Below are 19,550 nucleotides of genomic sequence, written 5' to 3' on the forward strand. Positions count from 1 at the left end.
CGTTTTAACTGATGATAATAGAAGATTTATCGATACGTGGTTGCTGCCCTCCGCGTAAAATGGTATTTCCCTCAAATTTTCCGCTTTGATCGATGCTTTTTTGGTTTGTGAAATCGGCTTCGTCGATCTGGCCGCTTTGGGCAAATGCGGTTATGGCATTGCGATAGGTTATGAGTTCAATATCCTGATCGCTCAGGCCCCGCATTTTCATCAATGCGGCAGTTTTAGGCACTGCCAACGGATCACTAATACCCCAATCGGCAGCTGAATTGATCATGATACGCTCCGGTCCGTATTGGATGGCGATGTCAACCATGCGCTCATTTCCCATTTTTGTGAATGGATAGATGGTAAAAGCAGCCCAAAAGCCACGGTCGAGCACTTCTTTAACGGTTTCTTCATTGTTATGATCAACAATCACCATATACGGATCCAGGCCATGTTCCTGGGCAATATCCATACTGCGCTGCGTGCCTCTCTTTTTATCGCGGTGCGGGGTATGAATTTGTACAGGCAGACCAGCTTCTTTAGCAAGCTCTAATTGTAGCCGATAATATTTTTCTTCGGCTGCAGTCTGATCATCAAAACCTATTTCGCCAATACCAACTACGCCATCTTTGTAAACAAATAATGGTAAAAGCTCCATCACCTGTTCGGCTAAAGGTTCATTATTTGCTTCTCTTGAATTTAACCCGATTGTACAGTAATGTTTGATGCCAAACTGAGATGAACGAAATCTTTCCCAACCTATCAAGCTGCTATAATAATCTCTAAAGCTGTCCAGCCCGGTGCGCGGTTGACCGAGCCAAAACGCCGGCTCAATGAGAGCCACAACACCGGCATCGGCCATAGCCTGATAATCATCGGTAGTGCGGGAAGTCATATGGACATGTGGGTCAAAAAACTTCATCCCTTTTACCGAATTTAAATCAAATGCCTCAAGAGTTTTTCTCTCCTCCTTATCTTTTTCTATCGAATGACTACAACACATAATATATTTTAATTTACAGATACCTTAGTCCAATTTAATGCTTTATCAAAAACTACCATCTTTAGCTCAGGAATATTACTTAACCATTGCTTTGCAGGCTCAAATCTGGATTCTGAAATGGCCAACGCTATAGCTTCTTTTTCTATCATATCATCGCGGGCGACGCCTATTTTAATATCTTCAAAAATTTTCTCATCAATAAATCCCGATACCAATCGCCATAATGCTGGATTTACTTTGCGCCCGGCAGCCCAACGTTCACGGGCATAGTCGCTCAATACCAGAGCTAGCTCTTTATTAGTCCGTTCATCCAAACCAACTATTGATGGTATATTTTTTTCAGTAAAGAAGGCCTTTAGCACCAGTTGGTTCCAGGCGGCCTCATCCAGGTATTGTGATGGATACGGATTGTTATACATAATGGCTTCTAAAACCGAGCCGATATTACTGCGGATGCCTTCGGCGCATCGCTTCGTCCACATCTCGGGATAAGCAAGAAAAGGTAAAGCTGAATATAATGCTACTGCCTCATTCATTTCGGCCGATAAAAACAGATTTTCGATGGTTTGATAATATTTGTCTTTATCTGATGTGTCCCATTGCAAAAGCAACCATACCCGACATAACCTGTCAATAGTCCAATTTGTAAATGGGCCTGTAGTTACTTCGGTAGACGGGGCGGATTGTGGATTGTTTATTGTAATCGTGGATTTTCCAGTTTTTCTGGGAATGATCATAAATCCTGTATTCAGAGCCGAATAATTATTGGGCAACTCATGGAATTGTTGAAGCCACGACCAGGTATCCGATGAAACATTAGCCCCGATAATATTAGCCATAGAGGCTTCCACTTTTGTTATATCATAAACAAGCATAAAAAGTCAAATCAAGGGATGAGCGTAATGAAATATTGAGGGTGTGTAAAAAAGCCCATGAAGTACTCATGCAATAAAATAATTGATCAGCAAAGCTGCCGAAATGATCAATAGTCCGAAGAACTCGCGCGTTTGCTCGATGTAAGGTTTGGTTGCCTGCATGCTTTCAACCAGGCTTGGTTTCTTATATTTTGTTATCCAATCACGTACGCCATCTTTCGCAAAAAACAGGATTATCGCATAAATCAGGTAAAAAGCTATTAATAAAAGCCATATGGTAGGATAGTATTTGCCAAAGACAACCAGTCCGCAGCTAACAGATGCACTCAGGTAGATAGGCACCCAAAGCCAGGGGTCAACATCATTTAAATTAAGGTATGCAAATACCAGAAATGATAAACAAAAAAAAATGTTTAAAATAATTAGGATCATAAAATTTGAATTAATGCGGTATGCAACTACAGTGCTGGAAACCATGCATCCTAAATGCTGTGAGATCCATCTTGCTATCGATTGCAAAAGCTAATATGAGAGTAAAAAATCTGAAAAGAAAATTTCAATTTTTTTACTTGGAATCAAAGATGATTTTTCGGGCTCCTTAGTATCCTCTAAAAGGAAAATATGATGATTCAATAAAACAAAAAAGGTTCCCGGGGAAATCATTCCCGGGAACCTTTTTTGTTAGTTCATACCATACTTACTCTATATTCCAAAAAGTTAGTTCACTCATGTTGCTATAGTTAGGATCGCCGCTTGCTGTTTTTAAGATCCTTATTCTGATGTAACGCACCGGCGGCGGATTGCTTTTCAGATCAAACTTCATGGCTTGCTGACCATCGTCTGTCCTTACGCATTCCTTAAGCTTGGTCCAGCCTTTTGATACCATCTCCGCTTCCCAGCCCGGATCATTTCCTTTTAAAGTTGTAGCAGCATTTTTAATATCTGCAATGCCCCATACTTCAAAGTCGATGGGGTTGTGAGATTGATTTCGGCCTGTTTCTTCAATTCTACCTAAATTGGTATAAATGGCGCCCATATCAAATGTAATGTGATGCGGTAAGGGGTGATCGCCATCGCTATGGAAAATATTCGGATAAGATTGCGGGCCAACGCTTCCGTCCCAAAGTTTACTTATACTTGTCTGCCCCTCATAAGTCCCCACATCATTAGGGAGTGAATTTTCATTAAACAATTTTTTATCGCATTGAACGTAAAGCAACGTGATATCCGGAAAATCATCAAACCTGTCAACTGCGAAGGTATCAATAGCTGTTCTTTCGGGTATATATGATGATTGGTACTGAATCTTGGTTCCCTGCTTATAATGGGGAAGCGTGATAGAATTACTATCGGGCGAAAGGTTCATGGAAACGGTTTCACCAGAAGTGTTGGTATATCTGATCACTGTATTTATATTGATGGTATCAGGGCTATTAAAAATCAGGTTTACTGATCCGTCGGCATTATTTTTAAACGGGCGTGTTCCGTTATAGGCCCTGTTGAGTAAGGTGCTGGCATAAACAGGGCCATAAACCTTCACGTTATTTACCTCGAACGGAATTGATTTATTACCTTTTGCATCAAATGAGTAAATGGTAAAAGTGTAAACAAACTCCTTAAGCCCCGTTATAGTGGTGCGTACACTATCTGTTTTAGTTGAAATTTTAACTATTTGAGAGTCAGCTTTATTGTTCCAGTATACTACATATTTAACAATGCTTGGGTCTGAGCTTGATTTCCATTTAAGGCCTATCCGCAGATCTCCGGGCTGCGTAATTACAGCGCCCACCGCTCCTGTATAAACAATTTCCTGATTGCCCAGAAATTTTTTAAAATCTGTTTGCGTTTTATTACAACCGTATATTGTTATTAATAATATACAGCCAAACAGCGTATATAGAAGATTTTTCATACTCTTATTTTTAATAAGTAATTAATTTATTCCTGCTTTTTTAAGCCGGAATATCAATCAGGTTTACCATAAAATGATACTTCAATTATATGTGCAAGCGTACCGCCTGACCATGTTTTAGCTATAGAGATACGTAAGTATTTAACTGAAGGAGCATCAAATGGAATATTGAACTCCGCACCCTGATTAAAGAAATCCTTATCGCTTTGGTTAACAGCTGTTGGTGGTAAACCCGATGGAGGTGCCGGCCAGTGGTAATTACCCAGATTTGTCCAGTCGCCTATAACCGTTCCTACCGGAGCACTAATTGGTAGTACAGCATCGGCAGGTAAGGTTTTGTTGGAGCCCCAGATACTAAAATCACGCGGATTACCATGTCCATATTCAAAACCTTTGCGCCCCCACATCTTAAAGCGGCTTAATTTATAGGTTTTACCTACGCTAAAAGTACAGGTAAAAGGTGGTGTTGAATTTGAATTGGTGTGCCATCCGGGGTCATCTAAACTACCGTCCCACAATTTGTTCACCGTCCAGCCTCCGCCTTCATAAAGCTCATCATCACTTGGCAGCGCATAGGTAGCAAACAGCCCCTTATCCAGTAACTCTTCGTATAATGGGGTCAAATTCTTTTTCAAAGTATCTGAGATATTACCCCATTCATCGGTGATGTACACACCAAAATTTCTTGGAGTTGATTTAAAGCCCCTGATAGAAAAATCAATGGTATCGCCCTTAGTAAAATGCTGCTCCTGTACCTCCATTGATTTTGTTACGTCATCAAAAGCGGTAACTATTATACCGATATCTCTTTTTAGCGGATTCAATGCTTTTACATTAACCCCACCAAAGTCTGCCGATATAGCTGCGGTTGGTCTTACTAATTGATAAACAGGGGTTTTAGGGTGTACGGTAACCGTAACCGGATCGGACATTACTTCTGCTTTGCTTACAGCATAAAGGGTAACCTGATAATCCTTTGATTCGGCAAAACCGTTAACTTCCACCGTATCTTTATAGTATGATGATTTGGTTTCCCTGGCAACCTTATCTCTTATGCTGTATTTGGCTAATACATAAAGCAGGTTTTCTGAATTTGGGAGGTTATATGTTATGTATGAACCACCATTAAAATTATCTACTTTAATATTGGTAACTACCCCGGGTTTTGTTTTATCTGTAGAGATGGGGCCGGTATTAAATCCATCGTTTCGCTTACAGGAAATTATACCTATCATTAGCAAACCCATAAGGAGCTGCAACGAATATCTATTTATATTTTTCATGACTTTTCAATTATCTGTTGAAATCCTTTGTAGGCCTACCAGTTTGGATTTTGAACGAGGTTATTATTAATTATCAGGTTATCAGCCCTTATTGGCCACATGTAGTTCCTGTTATTGAAAACAGGCGTTAAAATGGTACGCGGACGGTAATAGTTTACAAATGATTCTTCAAAAACGCTCCATCCCTGCAGGGGCCTGGTCATTACATTTTGTAATTCCTTCCAACGGCGCAGGTCCCATCCGGCTTGCGCTTCAAAGGCCAGCTCAATACGTCTTTCCTGGTGTATTATTTGACGTAAACCATCTTTATTGGTAAACTTAGTTGGAGTTTTGGAATAATTTGTCCACGCCTCAACAACACCCGGTAAACCTGCCCTGATTCTAACTTTATCAATGTAGGGTATAACTTCTCCAGATGATTTTCCCTGCTCATTTAGTATTTCGGCATAGAGCAGATACATACCAGCAAGCCTTATTACCGGAAGATGAAAATCTTCCCAGGTCATGGTTTTATCATAGACTGTTAAATAATTAACCAGTTTTTTGGGCCAGTATCCTGTTACATTTATCCTTATGTTATCTTTAGGGCCCGCGAATGATGATGGGCCTTTGCCTGCAACATACAAGGCGTTTTCACCATCTCCTAAAACTCCATTACCATACCATACGCCGCCATCAAAGGCCAAATCAGCGTAAAACCTGGGTTCGCGGTTAAAATGTGCTTTTACGGTTTCGTAACCATTGTGGATGTAAAATCTATTAGCGTCGTTGCCGATTTGTTTGTCATACCGATTTGCATAATCCCATGTTTTATCTTCATTAATGGGTACCCCATTATTGGTATAAAACAGTTCCTGCTGGCTTATTGGAGCTGCAATTGTGCCCTGGGCGATTAAATTACCTGCTGCTCCGGCTGTTAGCCTCGGCATAAAATACTCCTGGTTACCAAACCCGAAATGCCCGTTCAATGCCCATATCAGTTCGGGGTTTGTTTCCCATTTATCGGTAATGGTAGTTTGTAGGTTTAATACTTTTTTTAATGAATCGGTAAGGGTTGCGGGAATGTTAGCTGTAAGATCACTCGGTACATGCAGCCTGTATCCGTTTGCCTCTGCCGCTTTAATGGCATCCAGACATGCTGTGGCCGCTCTGTCCCATTTTGTAGCATCATAAGCCGCATTAAAAAGCGCCTGACCATCTTTGTTCTTTAATGATGCCAGATCGGGATTACCATTAAACAGGGGGCTGGCAGCGGTTGTCAGAACCTCGGCCTTTACGCATAAGGCAATTGTTTTGGTTATCCGACCCAATTCCTCTGTCTGGTTCTGGATAATTGGAGGTAGGCCAGGTATAGCCTGATCCAGCAGTCTGACTATGTAATTTACTACAGAATCGGCAGGCGCCCTTTTTACTTTTGTTTCTTCTGTAGTGGCTGTAATAGGCAGGTTTACATCAATAATAGGGATTGGGCCATACATCCTGAACAGGTAGTAATTGTAGTAAGCTTTTAAAAATTTTGTTTCAGCAATCCATCTTTCCTTTTCAGACGGGCTCAGATCAATGGGCTTGTTAATATTTTCGAGCATGGTATTGCATTTCCTGATGGCTACAAACAATGCCTGGCCGCTATTCTGCCCATCCCAATAATTAAGTGCTGGATTTTGAGCACTTTGAGTTCCGCGGATAAGGTTAAAACCAATGGGGTTAACGCTATTGTTATCCTGAAGGTCATTAGGAAAAAGAACTTCACCCGAAGTTACAAAGCCTACATTGGTTTTTACGTCAGCAAAGTTTTGCAGCGCGTTGTAACATCCAAAAAGATAATTTTCGGCCTCGTTACGGTTTCTGAAGGCGTAATCAATAGTGCCGACATTGTCAGGTACAACGTCAAGATACTTTTTACATGATACACCCACCATGGCCAGTGTTATCACGAGTAAATATTTGTAATATGATCTCATATTCTTAAACTAGTAGTCAGTTAATGATTATAGGTTAACATTTATACCTACGTTAAATACCTTTTGTATAGGATAGGCAAAACCATTACCACCTAATTCAGGATCCCACATTTTAAAAGGGCTCCAGGTTAGCAGATTCAATCCATTAAAATATACGCGGGTTTTTCTTACTCCTAAGCTTTTAGCAATTCTATCAGGCAGGGTATAACCGATCTCGGCCGATTTGAGGCGCAAAAAGCTACCATCGCGCATCCACCAGGTACTCTGTTGCCTGTTGTTTTCGATTTGAGCGCCGTTAATACCTAATCTTGGATATAAGGCATACAAATTCTGGTTATCTTCTGACCAGTGATTATCGGCATAAGCTTTTAGTAATTGTGTATTGCCATTGTAATAGTTATCCGGACTTTGTATAAAAGGGCTGGTACGTGCAGGGTCGATAAAGAAGGAAACCTTGGCTTGTCCCTGGAAAAATGCCGAAAGGTCAAAGCCATGCCAGCCTCCGCTTACACCAAAACCATACACTATTTGCGGAATATACGGATCGCCCAAAAATGTTTGATCGGCGCCGTCTATTTTACCGTCACCATTGAGGTCGCGGTATTTAATATCACCTCCCTGAGGCGGGAAGCCGTTTGTACTGAAAATTTGTGTTGGCGAGTTTCGTGCTTCCTCATCATCAACAAATAAGCGCTCGGCTACGTAGCCATAATTACGGTTAAGTGGTTGCCCGGTTAAAAGCCTGTATTTTTCGTTGTAAGCGGGCTCTTCATACTGAACATATTTGTTTGCGGTATAAGTAAAGTTTGCTCGTGCTGATAAAAAGCCTCCATTACCAATACTTTTTTTACCATCAATCTGAATATCAATTCCTTTTGATTCTACTTTACCAATGTTTGCAGCTATGGGTGCTTCCAATCCCATGGTTGAAGGAATATTGTTCCGGTTTTGCAGTACATCATATTTATCGTTTTTGTAAACCTCGGCAGTTACATTGAAGCTTTTCAAAACAGTGAATTCCACACCCAGGTTAAGTTGTTTGGATTTTTCCCAGGTTACATCATCATTTTCATAGTTATTGATCTTAACGCCCCCATGGCTATAACTATTATTGGTGCCGAAGGATGCGCCACCGCCGCCATTAAGATTCACATCAGATAAGTAGAAAAATCTACGGTTACTGATCTGGTCGTTACCTACTAAACCGTAACTGGCACGCAGTTTAAAACGGTCAAACACGTTATACAGGTCTCCCCAAAACTTCTCCTCCGAAAGGATCCATGATGCGCCGATAGTTGGGAAAAATCCCAACCTGTGGTTATCTGAAAATCTTTCGGAGCCGTTATACCCAAAGTTAAACTCCAGAAAATATTTGCTTTTGTAGGAATAGGTTGCCCTGCCGGCAAGTGTTTGATTACGGTAAGGCAATGAATATTGCAGCGTATATTGATTAAGATCAGGATCTTTATTATTTGAATATACTTGTTGCTGACGGGTGCCAATTAATGCTCCGCTTATGGTATGATTAGTGCCAAAAGTTTTGTTGTATTCTAATACCCCCTGCAGATAAAGCTGGGTTTGCAAATTATCTGATCCTGGATCCCGGTTGTAATTCAGATATTCCTGAGCTTGACCAGGTTGGGAGTTTATCCATTGCAATGTGTATTGGTTTGATGCTTTATCATAATTGCCCACTGTGTAATAAAAAGGGTTATAAGCCATGCTTGATTCAAAATAAGCATAACGGTTTGTACTGAAGATGGCATGAAAATTTAATCCCTGGGTTACAAAATCGAGGTTTTGATTTAACTCCAATTGAGCCAGAAGTCTTGATTCGTTTGAATTTTTGTGCCCTCTTAACAGGTCGGCATAAGGATTACGGGTTTGTGTGGTATTGGGGCTTGTTCCCGGAACATTACCAAAAAGGATGTGTTTAACATTAAGGTTTGCAGAATCCGGCTCAAAATAGGCTGGAAATAAAACTGGACTGGTGTGTGTGGCCTCATTATAAAGGTCGGTTGAAAAGCCTCCGTCGGCACTTTGCGGCCCATTATACTGGTTAAATGTGCCTGATAGACGAACAACAAGCTCGGTTTTATTGGTTACGTTTATATTTACATTTGAACGCAGCTGATAATTGGTGAACTTAACGTTATTGTTATTATTATTCCTGATATCGGTTCTTAATATACCATTATCATTGCTGTATGATCCGGCAACATAGTAGCGTGCTGCGCCACCACCGCCTTGTATACTCATATCGGCACGCTGCGTATTTGTATGTTTCTTAAATAACAAACCGAGCCAGTCGACAGCAGGATAAACAAAGGAGTTGCTTCCTGGATCGCCTCTCATAGCTGCCTCTGTGTTGGCTATTTTGTTTGCCGTAAAGGGGCGTTCGGCTAATGGATTACGGGTAATGGTAGCCTCGTTATAAAGTTTCATGTAAGTGATGGGGTCGGCAAGCTCAATGCTTTTTACAGATTGCGATCTGGCGTTTTCGACCCTGACATTAATTTGTGCTTTACCCGCTTTACCTTCTTTTGTTTTAACCAGAATAACACCATTACCTCCCCGGGCACCGTATAAGGCGGTGGCACTCGCGTCTTTTAATATCGAAAAGCTTTCAATATCATCCACATTTAGCCGGGCCAGATCATTTGACGTTAACTCCACGTTATCAATCAGTATTAAAGGACTTTGACGATATCCGAATGTAGTTACCCCTCTAATAAAAAATTGCGCGTTATCCTGTCCCGGTTGCCCGCTAGGTGTATAGGCTATAATACCTGCAACCTGGCCTGCCAACGCGTTGGTAAGGTTACTTGCAGGTATTTTTAAATTGGCGGGTTTTACTGTAGTAACAGATCCTACAATGGCCTCACGTGATTGTTTTCGGCTATAAGCGGTTACAACCACTTCGTCAGCGGCTTGTACGTCTTCTTCCAGCGCTACATTAAACACCTTATTTTGTGGGGTTACTGTGAGCGTTTGTGATTTAAAACCAACAAAGGTTATTTTAATTACAGCATTGTCCTTTACATCTAAAATAAATTTACCATTAACATCTGTCACTGTACCCAGCTTAGAATTACCAACCACCGAAATGCTCACCCCCGGCAGCGGTACACCCTTGTTATCCTTGACCGTCCCTGTTATGGTTACGTCGGCAACAATTAAAGCTGGTGTAACTGTTGGTTTTGCTACTGCCGACTCTTTAATGATGATAGATTTGCCATCAATAATATAAGAGAGATGGAAGGTTTTCAGAGCAGTGTTCAACGCTTCTTCAAGAGATGTGTTTTTAAAGTCGACACTCAGTGTATAGTTCTTTTGAGGCCCTTTGGGCGACCAGAATACATTATACCCAGTTTGGCGATTTATTTCACTGAATAGCTGTTTTAATGTGACATCGTTTTGTTTGTAAGTTATTTTTTGTGAAAAGACCGATGCACTAACCTGCATAAATGCAAGCAGGAGTATAAGGCTCGTTATTTTCATTATAAGAAGGAATTTCTTGGTGTAGCACGAAGGCTTACAAATGTTTGTAGTAAAATTTTTGTACATTTGTTTAGGCTGGTTAATGTTAAAATTGTTATCTCCAATAGCGTTTTAGTTTAATAAGCTTTAAGATCAGAGACATCGCGAGTGTCTCTGGTCCTGCTTTTAAACTATTTCCTTTTTATTAGCTGGAATCTTTCATTTTCTTCTCGGTTTAAATGGTTTAAAAAGTTTATAATTAATTTGGTTTATTTATTTTTTAGCAACTCTGATTGTAGATCCGCTAATGATGAACCGGTCATTTGTGATCTGCTCCATTATTTTTAACAAGGCTGATAGATTAGCAAAGCGGGTAGTAACCGCAACGATCGTTTCTTTTTTTACACTTTCATCTTCATATACAATTTTTACATCGTACCACCGGGCTATCTGCCTCATGACGCTTTCCAGCGGCTCTTCATTAAACCTGAAATTACCATTCTTCCAATCTATGGCTTCACGTGGATCAACTGTTGATATTTTAAACGTTGTTGTAAGATCAGCTTCCTGCCCCGGTTTTAATGTTGCATTTTTATCTCCTGCTATAATTTTAACAGCCCCCTCTAAAAGTGTGGTTGTGGTGTTTTGCTCATCCGGATAGGCATTTACGTTAAAATGAGTTCCTAAAACCTCAATTACCTGTTTATTGGACACTACCCTGAACGGGAGAGCTTTATTATGTGCTACTTCAAAATAAGCCTCCCCGGTAAGCTCAACCCTGCGTTCATTGAACGAGTCAAAACTTACCGGATATTTTATTGATGATTCCGCATTAAGCCATACCCGCGTGCCATCTGATAACAGCAATTGATATTGGCCACCTTTGGGGGTTTGCATCGTATTATACTGCGGAAGGGTATTTTTAACAGCATTGGGGTTGGCGCTATAAACCAGTTTACCATCGGCTGTTTTGGTGATTTGGCTTCCACTTTGTTGCGCTATTTTACCGGTTGCTACATCGGTCAGAAGCACCTTAGATCCATTTGCCAATACTAAAATGGCTTTATTGCCACCAGGTCTAATAGGATGTTCCTGTGCTATCGTCTGGTTTTGGGCTGTTTTGTATTTATTAAAAAATAAAATAGTACCTGCAGTAAGCATAATCAACAGCGATGCCGCAACGGCCCATCCCTTATAATTAACGGAGCGTTTTTTTTGAAAATCTATCTCATCGAGGAGGCGCATCAATATTTCTTCGTGAACATCGTCTTCCTCCTCAGGGAACTCTGAATCCTGACTGGAAACAGAACTATACCAGTTTGCCAGCGCCTGTTTTTCGGCATCCGTGGCTATCCCTTGCTGGTGTTTTTGTATTAAGCTATAAATGGTTTCGCGGTTCAATTGGTATTGCGCTTTATATAATGGTATGTTACATGAAAAGGGCGTTACCCTACATCGGTGATAAAATAAATTTAAAAATTTTGAGGAGTGATGTTAAAATGGCAGTCTTAAAGGAGGGAACGGTATAATAGAATAGATGTCAATGCTAATATGCCGTATTTTTTGAGTCCACCTCGGATAATCTTGAGAGCCCGGGTCAGATTGGCTTCGACACCTTTTTCGGAAATTTGCATCTGGATGGCAATCTCTGAATTCTTCATGCCAATTTCGCGACTATACCGAAATACAATCCGGCACTTTTCAGGAAGTTCCTCCACTATACTATCAATGTATAGCTGCAAAAAGCGCGCGTCTAATTTGTGTTCATCGTTGGTGAAAAGTTCAAATTCAATATTTTTATTGGCAAGCGCAGCCCGTCGTTGCTCTTTCTGATAGTAATGGTATATACTTAACTTAATGGAGCCCGCCAAAAAAGCGGGTAGGTTTTGAATATCGGTAAGATGACGTTTTTCCCATAATGAAATAAACACATCATGTACAATATCTTTAGAAACAGTACTATCCTTACAATGATTCCATGCAATGGCCAGCATTTGTTTCCAATATCTATTATAAATTTCGGTAAACGCGGCCTGCCCATCCTTTTTTAAGGAAAGGGCTAATCTTTCATCGCTGTATGTGCTATAATCTGGCATAAAAGTACAACTCTAATTAAGAGACATTAAAGAGTACCTAACAGCCTAAAGATGGCATAACATTCCATGCATTCAAATAAATAGCGCTTTTTGTTTCAAGTAAAAGTTTTATCATAATTTTTATTAGGGGTGAATATAATTATATCTGCATCTGTAATGGCAATTATACTATCAAGATGATTTTACCTGAGTAGTAAATTAAAATTCCAAAGCAATTTCAAACTTATTGATTATGTATGAGCTAATTACTTTTTGCTTGTAATGGTTTAAAATTGGTTATGAACGAACAAGTCAGATGGCTAATATAGTAAAATTCGGGAAATCATAATCGTTTTTTAAATGATGAACAGAATGAAAGCAGAAAAAACCATTATTTGGATAATGAACAACGTTCAGTATATTTGCGCGACATTTTAGCATTCATGGGAGTTACAGAAAGAAAAGAACGGGAAAAAACGGAGATGAGGGAGCTGATCACAGCTGCAGCCATGAAAATGTTCCTGGAGGATGGCTATGCTAAAACTTCCATCCGGGGCATAGCTGATGCAATAGAATATAGTCCGGGTACCATTTATTTGTATTTTAAAGATAAGGATGAGCTATTGTATGAAGTACAAGCTGATGCCTATGGCCGTTTGTTTGAAGTGTTTAAAAAAGAAGCAACAAGCACCGATCCGCTTGAAAAACTCAATCAGCTTGCCCGTGCCTATATCAATTTTGGGTTAAACAACCCCGAACTTTATGATTTGATGTTTATCATTCGTGCTCCGATGAACGTAGACGAGGAACTTCACAAAGTTAATGGAGCGAACTGTCTGAATTTTTTGATCGATTGCCTTACAGATTGTATTAATAAAGATCTGCTTCGTATGACCGATGTGCAACAAGCTACTTTACAAATTTGGAGTACTGTACACGGGTTGGTATCCCTTAATTTACGTTGCCGTTTAAAAATTATGGTCGAATCGGAGGAAGCTGTGCCTCTGGTATTAATAAAAACGATGGAAGATTATTTAGCGGCTGTAACAAAATAGATTTTTTTTAATCTATTAATAAACAGTGTTCATTATATAAACATTGAATATTTTTAAAATAAGTTGATAGAATAAAAGTATGTGAAACACCATACCAAGTAATATTTAATAATTTTTTTACTTTTTAACTAAACATAGTTCATTATGTATACGAGGTTCATAAAAGGATTAATTCCTGTTTTTTTATCGCTATGCCATATAAGTGCATTTGGCCAAAGCGATCATCGGCAACTTGACGAATATGTGAATATAGCATTCGCACAAAATCAGGGACTAAAAGAGCAACAGTTTGATCTGGACAAAGCCATGTTTGCCTTAAAGGAGGCGCAAGCTATGTATTTGCCAACCGTAAGTTTACTTGGAAGTTATACCAAGTCGGCAGGGGGGCGTACCATAGATGTACCGGTTGGTGATCTGGTAAATCCGGTTTACACCGCGCTCAATCAGTTAACCAATTCAACCAGATTCCCTCAACTTAAAAATGAGTCTTTTCTGCTAAGCCCCAACAACTTTTACGATGCCAAGGTGCGTACCTCGTTGCCGCTTATTAATGCGGAGATCCGCTATAATAAGCTGATTAAGCAGCAGCTCATCACCAGTCAGCAAGCGGCTGTAAATGTTTATAAAAGGGCTTTGGTAAAGGATATTAAGACCGCTTATTACCGGTACTATCAATCATTACAGAGTATTGCTACCTATAACAGCGCTATGTTATTGATAAAAGAAAACATCCGGGAAAACGAAAGCATGCTACGAAATGGTGTTCGTAACGGCACTGCATTATTGCGGTCAAAAACCGAACAGGAAAAAAACAATGCTGCTTTGATACAGGCGCAGCATGCTATGCAAAATGCGAAATTGTATTTCAATTTTCTACTCAATCGCCCGTTACAGGATTCTATAATTATAGAAAGTAAAATGGTTACAGCTGTAGTTGCGATACCCGATACTTCCCTTGGTACCAGTCGTCGTGAGGAAATAAAACAACTACGTACCATGCAGCAGGTTTACACGCTTGATTATCGCTTGCAGAAATCAGGTTTTATACCTAAGGTTAGTACTTTTATAGACCTCGGTTCACAGGGAAATGATTTTAATGTGAACAACAAAACCCGGTATTATTTATGGGGTGTAAATCTGCAATGGGATATTTTTACCGGTGGGCAGCGTAAATATCGTGCCGAACAATCAAGAGCTAATGTAAATGCAACAACTGCCCAGCTCGATCAAACCCAGCAATCTTTACAATTACAACTTGATCAAAGCTTTAATAACTATCAATCTGCCATAGCGACTTATAAAAGTATCACTGCACAGCTCTTGTTTGCAGGCAAATACTATAACGATCAGTTAAAAGCCTACCGGGCAGGGCAATTGCTTTACCTGGAACTGGTAGATGCGCAAGATCAACTAACCAATGCACGCCTGCAAATGGCAGACGCGGAAGCTAACGTACAAATTGCCCTTGCCGAACTTGAACGCGAGCAGGCTACTTATCCCATTAACAATCCTAATCAGCAATAAAGTATATGAAAACCTTTAAATACACCAGTTTATTATTATGCATTCCTTTGATGTATGCCTGCAAATCGCACCCGGCATTCGTAAATAAAAATGAAGGAACTGATACTATCCCCGTGCAAACTCTACCACTAAAGCAACAGAATAATAATGCTGCTATGAATGTATCCGGGCAATTCACTACCGATGATGAAGTAATGCTATCTTTTAAAACAGGAGGGATTATTAATAGCCTCAATGTTAAAGAAGGCGATGCGGTAAAAAAAGGCCAGCTGCTAGCCACCCTAAATCTTACCGAAATTGATGCACAGGTACAACAGGCAAGTCTTTCTGTTGAAAAAGCACAGCGCGATTATCAGCGCACACAAAATTTGTATAAGGATAGTGTAGCCACGTTGGAGCAGCTACAAAATAGTAAAACCACGTTGCAACAGGCACAGCAGCAATGGAATATGGCTAAATACAATCGCCAATATTCAGAAATACACGCGCCCAAGGATGGTTATATATTACGTAAACTGGCTAATGCCGGGCAATTGGTAGCTGCAGGAACAGCCGTTTTGCAAACCAACGGCGCAGAAACCAGTAAATGGATATTACGTGTCGGTATTAGCGATAATGAATGGGCAAGACTGCAATTGAATGATCGTGCCCAGATTCAAACCACGGCATTACCTGGCCAAATGCTTCAGGGAGCAATCAGTCGTAAATCCGAAGGGGTTGATGCCGTTACCGGTACTTTTAGCGCCGATATTACGCTCGACGGTAAAAAAGTTAAAGGGATAGCGGCAGGTATGTTTGGTAAAGCCGTCATTACACCGTCGCGAACAACGGTGGGTGGAAGTGAGTGGCAAATTCCTTACGAGGCATTGCTTGATGGAGATGGTACCGCCGGTTATGTATTTATTACCAACGATAATAAAACAGCGCACAAGGTAAAAGTAGCTATTGCCGGAATCAATAAAAACACGGTTACCATTAGCGCCGGGTTGGAAGATGCTAAAGCGCTGATTATTTCAGGTTCGGCTTATCTTACCGATAACGGTGCTATTGTTGTTCAATCACCTAAAACCGCAAGCAAATGAAAATATCAGAATATGCTGTAAAGAACAGCCAGTTTACGCTGGTGATCTTTATTATGATTATTGCTTTGGGGATAACCACCATGTTAAATATGCCCCGGTCGGAAGACCCCGAGATGCATCCGCCTGCTTTTTTGGTTATTGTTAATTATCCGGGAACAAGTCCGCGTGATATTGAAGATAGGGTGGTAACACCATTAGAAAAAACGATAGGAGGGTTAGATGATATTAAACGCATCCGTACCAATATCTCCAACGGGGTTGCTGTATTAAGGATTGAATATAAGTATAGTAGTAATATCGACTCTAAATACCAGGAGATAGTACGGGAGGTAAATAATAAACGAAGTGAGCTCCCCGCCGATATTACCAGTATTGAGATTCAAAAACAACAGCCAACCGATGTAAATGTATTACAGGTTGCCCTGGTATCAGAAAATGCTCCCCGTAGCTTATTGCAGCATTTTGCCGAGAAATTGCAGGACGAATTGGAAAAGGTATCTTCATTAAAACTGGTGTCTATCTTTGGTTTACCGGGGCAACAGGTTAGGATAGAACTTGATCTCGAAAAAATGGCTCAAATGCATTTACCTGTAAGTGCTGTAATTAACAGTTTACACAGTGAAATGGCCAGTGTTCCTGGTGGTAGTATCGATGCTGCCCATCTTACCTTTAATATTAAGAGTAATGATTATCGTACACTCGACGCGGTAAACAGTACGATTGTTTATGCTGCGAATGGTAAAAATATTCTACTAAAAGATATTGCCCACGTGTATTATGGCTATGGTGAAGAAAAGCATATCACCAGATTGAATGGGCATCGCTGTGTATTTGTAACCGCGGCCCAGAAGGATGGCGAAAATATCAATAAAACCCAGGCAGATTATAGTAAGGTGCTTGCTAGTTTCAAAAAGTTATTACCCGCCAATATCGATCTGGTACAAAATTTTGATCAGGCGGATAATGTAAGCAGGCGCTTAACCGGTTTGAGCCATGATTTTATTATCGCTATTTTACTGGTGGCTGTTACTTTGTTGCCTCTGGGTATCCGTCCGGCGATTATTGTGATGATCTCTATTCCGCTTTCACTTGCAATTGGCATTGTGCTTTTACAATTGTTTGGCTTTAATTTAAACCAGTTAAGTATTGTGGGTTTGGTGGTTGCCTTGGGACTTCTGGTTGATGACAGCATCGTGGTAGTAGAAAATATAGAGCGCTGGATGCTGGAAGGCCATAGCCGTTTGGAAGCGACCTTGAAGGCAACCGGTCAAATAGGGAAGGCCGTAGTGGGGTGTACCGTTATCCTAATCATCGCGTTTATGCCCTTGGTATTTTTACCCGAAGGATCGGGAGATTTTATCAGGTGTTTGCCATTGGCTGTTATTTTCTGTGTATTAGCATCTATGCTGGTATCCTTAACCATTATTCCGTTTTTATCAAGCAGGTTATTAAAAAATCATACCGGCAATCCCGAGGGAAACTTCCTGATGCGCGCTTTGAAAAGATTGATCCATGGAAGTTATGCCCGTTTGCTGGATAAAGCGCTTCAACGCCCATTTTTAACCATAAGTGTAGCGGTTGTTTTGTTTGTATCTGCCATCTATCTGTTTGGTGTTATTGGGTTCAGCCTATTCCCGTCGTCAGAAAAGCCGCAATTCCTGATCAATATTACTACGCCTAATCAATCCAATTTGCCTTATACAGATAGCGTTTCTCGGGAAATTGAAAAGCAGTTAAAAAAAGAACCGCTTATTCAATATTATGCTACTAACGTAGGGCATGGTAACCCACGTATTTACTATAATGTAAATGCAGAAAATAACCGTAGCGATTTTGCCCAGCTTTTTGTACAGTTCGACAACGATACCAAGCCCGATCAAAAATTAGCCTTAATTCAGCGCTTACAGCACAGATGGGCGCATTACCTGGGCGCCAAAGTGGAAGTGAAGAACTTTGAACAAGGGCCACCGGTGGTGGCCCCTATAGAAGTACGTTTGTTTGGCGATAACCTGGATACGCTTCGGGCCTACTCCTTAAAAGTTGAACAATTGCTACACCAAACAGCAGGTACCATGTATATCAATAATCCGGTAAGTTTATTGAAAAGTGATATACGTATAGCGGTTAACAAGGAGAAAGCCCAGCAACTGGGCGTAAATTCTTTAGCAGTAGATCAGATTGCCAGACTGGCGGTTACCGGTTTGGATATGGGGACATATTACAATAACGATAACAAATACGGTTACACTGTTTTACTTACCCGGATAAAAGAAGGTCGCCCAAGTATTGATGCCTTCCGGAATCTGTATGTAAATAACGCTCAGGGGAGTGCTTTACCCTTGAAGCAAATTGCCGATCTGCAATTGGAAGCTTCGCCTGCGGTTATTAATCACCAGGAAAAAAAGCGGGTTGTATCCATACAGGCCAATGTGCAGAAAAGTTTTCTGGTTAGCCGTGTTATAGATGATGTAACTCAAAACATGGATAAGCTAAAGCTCCCTGCTGGTTACAGCTATGAAATGGGAGGTGAAGTAGAATCAAAAAACAATTCCTTTGGTGGTTTTATGAGCATTATCCTGGTTACGGTATTTGTATTTATAGCGGTTCTTGTACTATTATTTAAAACATTTAAAAGTACGCTGATCATCCTTTCGGTGATACCATTAGGAGTAGTAGGAGCGGCGGTAGCGCTTTGGGTTACGGGTAATTCTTTGTCATTTGTGGCTATCATCGGGTTAATAGCCCTGGCTGGGATCGAAGTAAAGAACACGATTCTGCTGGTAGATTTTACCAACCAGTTAAGACAGCAGGGTAAGGGATTGCAGGATGCCATCCGCGAAGCTGGTGAGGTGCGGTTTTTACCTATTGTATTGACATCTCTTACCGCGATAGGCGGGCTGATCCCAATTGCCACATCCACCAATCCTTTAATATCCCCATTGGCTATAGTGCTTATCGGTGGATTAATAAGTTCTACGTTGCTATCCCGGATCGTAACACCGATTGTTTACGAACTGATCCCGCCGGCGATAGATGGGGTTAAAGACAAATAGATCTGAAGATAAATAAATCTGAAAGCTAATGAGGGTACAATAGTCAAAACTATTGTGCCCTTTGTCGTTTCATATATCTTTTTTGTCTAAATAGGTTTGATCACGAAGCTTTATCGCCAATAGTCTCTTACAAAAATAGAACGATATGTCAATGCCCGGCAGAAGCATTTAAAGTAAATTCTAAATTTATTAGTGATATAAATATTTGAATTTAAGTGCGTTGTGTTTATTGCTTTTCTGTTATCGCTACATTAATCTG

At 40.5% G+C, this 19,550-nt stretch carries 13 protein-coding genes; 4 read left to right on the forward strand and 9 right to left on the reverse strand.

From position 1 onward, the window contains the following. Window positions 1-4: 4 nt before the first annotated feature. The 9 genes from FHW89_RS01300 to FHW89_RS01340 form a co-directional block, all read right to left on the reverse strand. Window positions 5-910: a TatD family hydrolase gene (locus FHW89_RS01300; RefSeq protein WP_253952131.1), complete on the reverse strand. Its 906-nt coding sequence runs from the start codon at window positions 908-910 to the stop codon at window positions 5-7. 89 nt (window positions 911-999) lie between these two features. Beyond that, window positions 1,000-1,830 (reverse strand): EboA domain-containing protein, encoded by an 831-nt coding sequence (locus tag FHW89_RS01305; protein ID WP_253952132.1) that lies wholly within the window; start codon window positions 1,828-1,830, stop codon window positions 1,000-1,002. A gap of 102 nt (window positions 1,831-1,932) precedes the next feature. After that, complete coding sequence (locus tag FHW89_RS01310) at window positions 1,933-2,298, reverse strand: transmembrane 220 family protein (protein ID WP_172333203.1); 366 nt, start codon at window positions 2,296-2,298, stop codon at window positions 1,933-1,935. Window positions 2,299-2,563: 265 nt separating this feature from the next. Further along, complete coding sequence (locus FHW89_RS01315) at window positions 2,564-3,778, reverse strand: DUF4998 domain-containing protein (protein WP_172333204.1); 1,215 nt, start codon at window positions 3,776-3,778, stop codon at window positions 2,564-2,566. A 53-nt stretch (window positions 3,779-3,831) separates the two neighbouring features. Next, complete coding sequence (locus FHW89_RS01320) at window positions 3,832-5,061, reverse strand: DUF5000 domain-containing lipoprotein (RefSeq protein WP_172333205.1); 1,230 nt, start codon at window positions 5,059-5,061, stop codon at window positions 3,832-3,834. 35 nt (window positions 5,062-5,096) lie between these two features. Next, window positions 5,097-7,022 carry a RagB/SusD family nutrient uptake outer membrane protein gene (locus FHW89_RS01325; RefSeq protein ID WP_172333206.1) on the reverse strand — a complete coding sequence of 642 codons (1,926 nt, stop codon included), beginning with the start codon at window positions 7,020-7,022 and terminating at the stop codon, window positions 5,097-5,099. Window positions 7,023-7,049: 27 nt separating this feature from the next. After that, a complete protein-coding gene (locus FHW89_RS01330) occupies window positions 7,050-10,523 on the reverse strand; it encodes a TonB-dependent receptor (protein WP_172333207.1) in 3,474 nt (1,157 codons plus the stop codon). Between the two features lie 252 nt (window positions 10,524-10,775). Further along, a complete protein-coding gene (locus FHW89_RS01335; RefSeq protein ID WP_172333208.1) occupies window positions 10,776-11,903 on the reverse strand; it encodes a FecR family protein in 1,128 nt (375 codons plus the stop codon). Between the two features lie 107 nt (window positions 11,904-12,010). Beyond that, window positions 12,011-12,598, reverse strand: coding sequence for an RNA polymerase sigma-70 factor (locus FHW89_RS01340; protein WP_172333209.1), 588 nt, complete (start codon window positions 12,596-12,598; stop codon window positions 12,011-12,013). A 422-nt stretch (window positions 12,599-13,020) separates the two neighbouring features. Here FHW89_RS01340 and FHW89_RS01345 point away from each other — a divergent pair, with 422 nt between their 5' ends. The 4 genes from FHW89_RS01345 (at window position 13,021) to FHW89_RS01360 (ending at window position 19,291) form a co-directional block, all read left to right on the forward strand. After that, window positions 13,021-13,632 carry a TetR/AcrR family transcriptional regulator gene (locus tag FHW89_RS01345; RefSeq protein ID WP_172333210.1) on the forward strand — a complete coding sequence of 204 codons (612 nt, stop codon included), beginning with the start codon at window positions 13,021-13,023 and terminating at the stop codon, window positions 13,630-13,632. 144 nt (window positions 13,633-13,776) lie between these two features. Next, a complete protein-coding gene (locus FHW89_RS01350) occupies window positions 13,777-15,156 on the forward strand; it encodes a TolC family protein (protein ID WP_172333211.1) in 1,380 nt (459 codons plus the stop codon). A 5-nt stretch (window positions 15,157-15,161) separates the two neighbouring features. Further along, complete coding sequence (locus FHW89_RS01355) at window positions 15,162-16,238, forward strand: efflux RND transporter periplasmic adaptor subunit (RefSeq protein ID WP_172333212.1); 1,077 nt, start codon at window positions 15,162-15,164, stop codon at window positions 16,236-16,238. After that, window positions 16,235-19,291: an efflux RND transporter permease subunit gene (locus FHW89_RS01360; protein WP_172333213.1), complete on the forward strand. Its 3,057-nt coding sequence runs from the start codon at window positions 16,235-16,237 to the stop codon at window positions 19,289-19,291. The genes FHW89_RS01355 and FHW89_RS01360 overlap by 4 nt, the downstream gene beginning before the upstream one ends. The last annotated feature ends 259 nt before the right edge of the window (window positions 19,292-19,550 follow it).

The organism is Mucilaginibacter sp. SG564 (genome assembly GCF_013149275.1).
Classification (GTDB): Bacteria; Bacteroidota; Bacteroidia; order Sphingobacteriales; family Sphingobacteriaceae; genus Mucilaginibacter.

Excerpts from the sequence above, each read along its gene's own strand:
- FHW89_RS01300 (WP_253952131.1), bottom strand. The coding sequence starts at position 910 with ATGAAGTTTTTTGACCCACATGTCCATATGACTTCCCGCACTACCGAT.
- FHW89_RS01305 (WP_253952132.1), bottom strand. The coding sequence starts at position 1,830 with ATGGCTAATATTATCGGGGCTAATGTTTCATCGGATACCTGGTCGTGG.
- FHW89_RS01310 (WP_172333203.1), bottom strand. The coding sequence starts at position 2,298 with ATGATCCTAATTATTTTAAACATTTTTTTTTGTTTATCATTTCTGGTA.
- FHW89_RS01315 (WP_172333204.1), bottom strand. The coding sequence starts at position 3,778 with ATGAAAAATCTTCTATATACGCTGTTTGGCTGTATATTATTAATAACA.
- FHW89_RS01320 (WP_172333205.1), bottom strand. The coding sequence starts at position 5,061 with ATGAAAAATATAAATAGATATTCGTTGCAGCTCCTTATGGGTTTGCTA.
- FHW89_RS01325 (WP_172333206.1), bottom strand. The coding sequence starts at position 7,022 with ATGAGATCATATTACAAATATTTACTCGTGATAACACTGGCCATGGTG.
- FHW89_RS01330 (WP_172333207.1), bottom strand. The coding sequence starts at position 10,523 with ATGAAAATAACGAGCCTTATACTCCTGCTTGCATTTATGCAGGTTAGT.
- FHW89_RS01340 (WP_172333209.1), bottom strand. The coding sequence starts at position 12,598 with ATGCCAGATTATAGCACATACAGCGATGAAAGATTAGCCCTTTCCTTA.
- FHW89_RS01345 (WP_172333210.1), top strand. The coding sequence starts at position 13,021 with ATGGGAGTTACAGAAAGAAAAGAACGGGAAAAAACGGAGATGAGGGAG.
- FHW89_RS01350 (WP_172333211.1), top strand. The coding sequence starts at position 13,777 with ATGTATACGAGGTTCATAAAAGGATTAATTCCTGTTTTTTTATCGCTA.
- FHW89_RS01355 (WP_172333212.1), top strand. The coding sequence starts at position 15,162 with ATGAAAACCTTTAAATACACCAGTTTATTATTATGCATTCCTTTGATG.
- FHW89_RS01360 (WP_172333213.1), top strand. The coding sequence starts at position 16,235 with ATGAAAATATCAGAATATGCTGTAAAGAACAGCCAGTTTACGCTGGTG.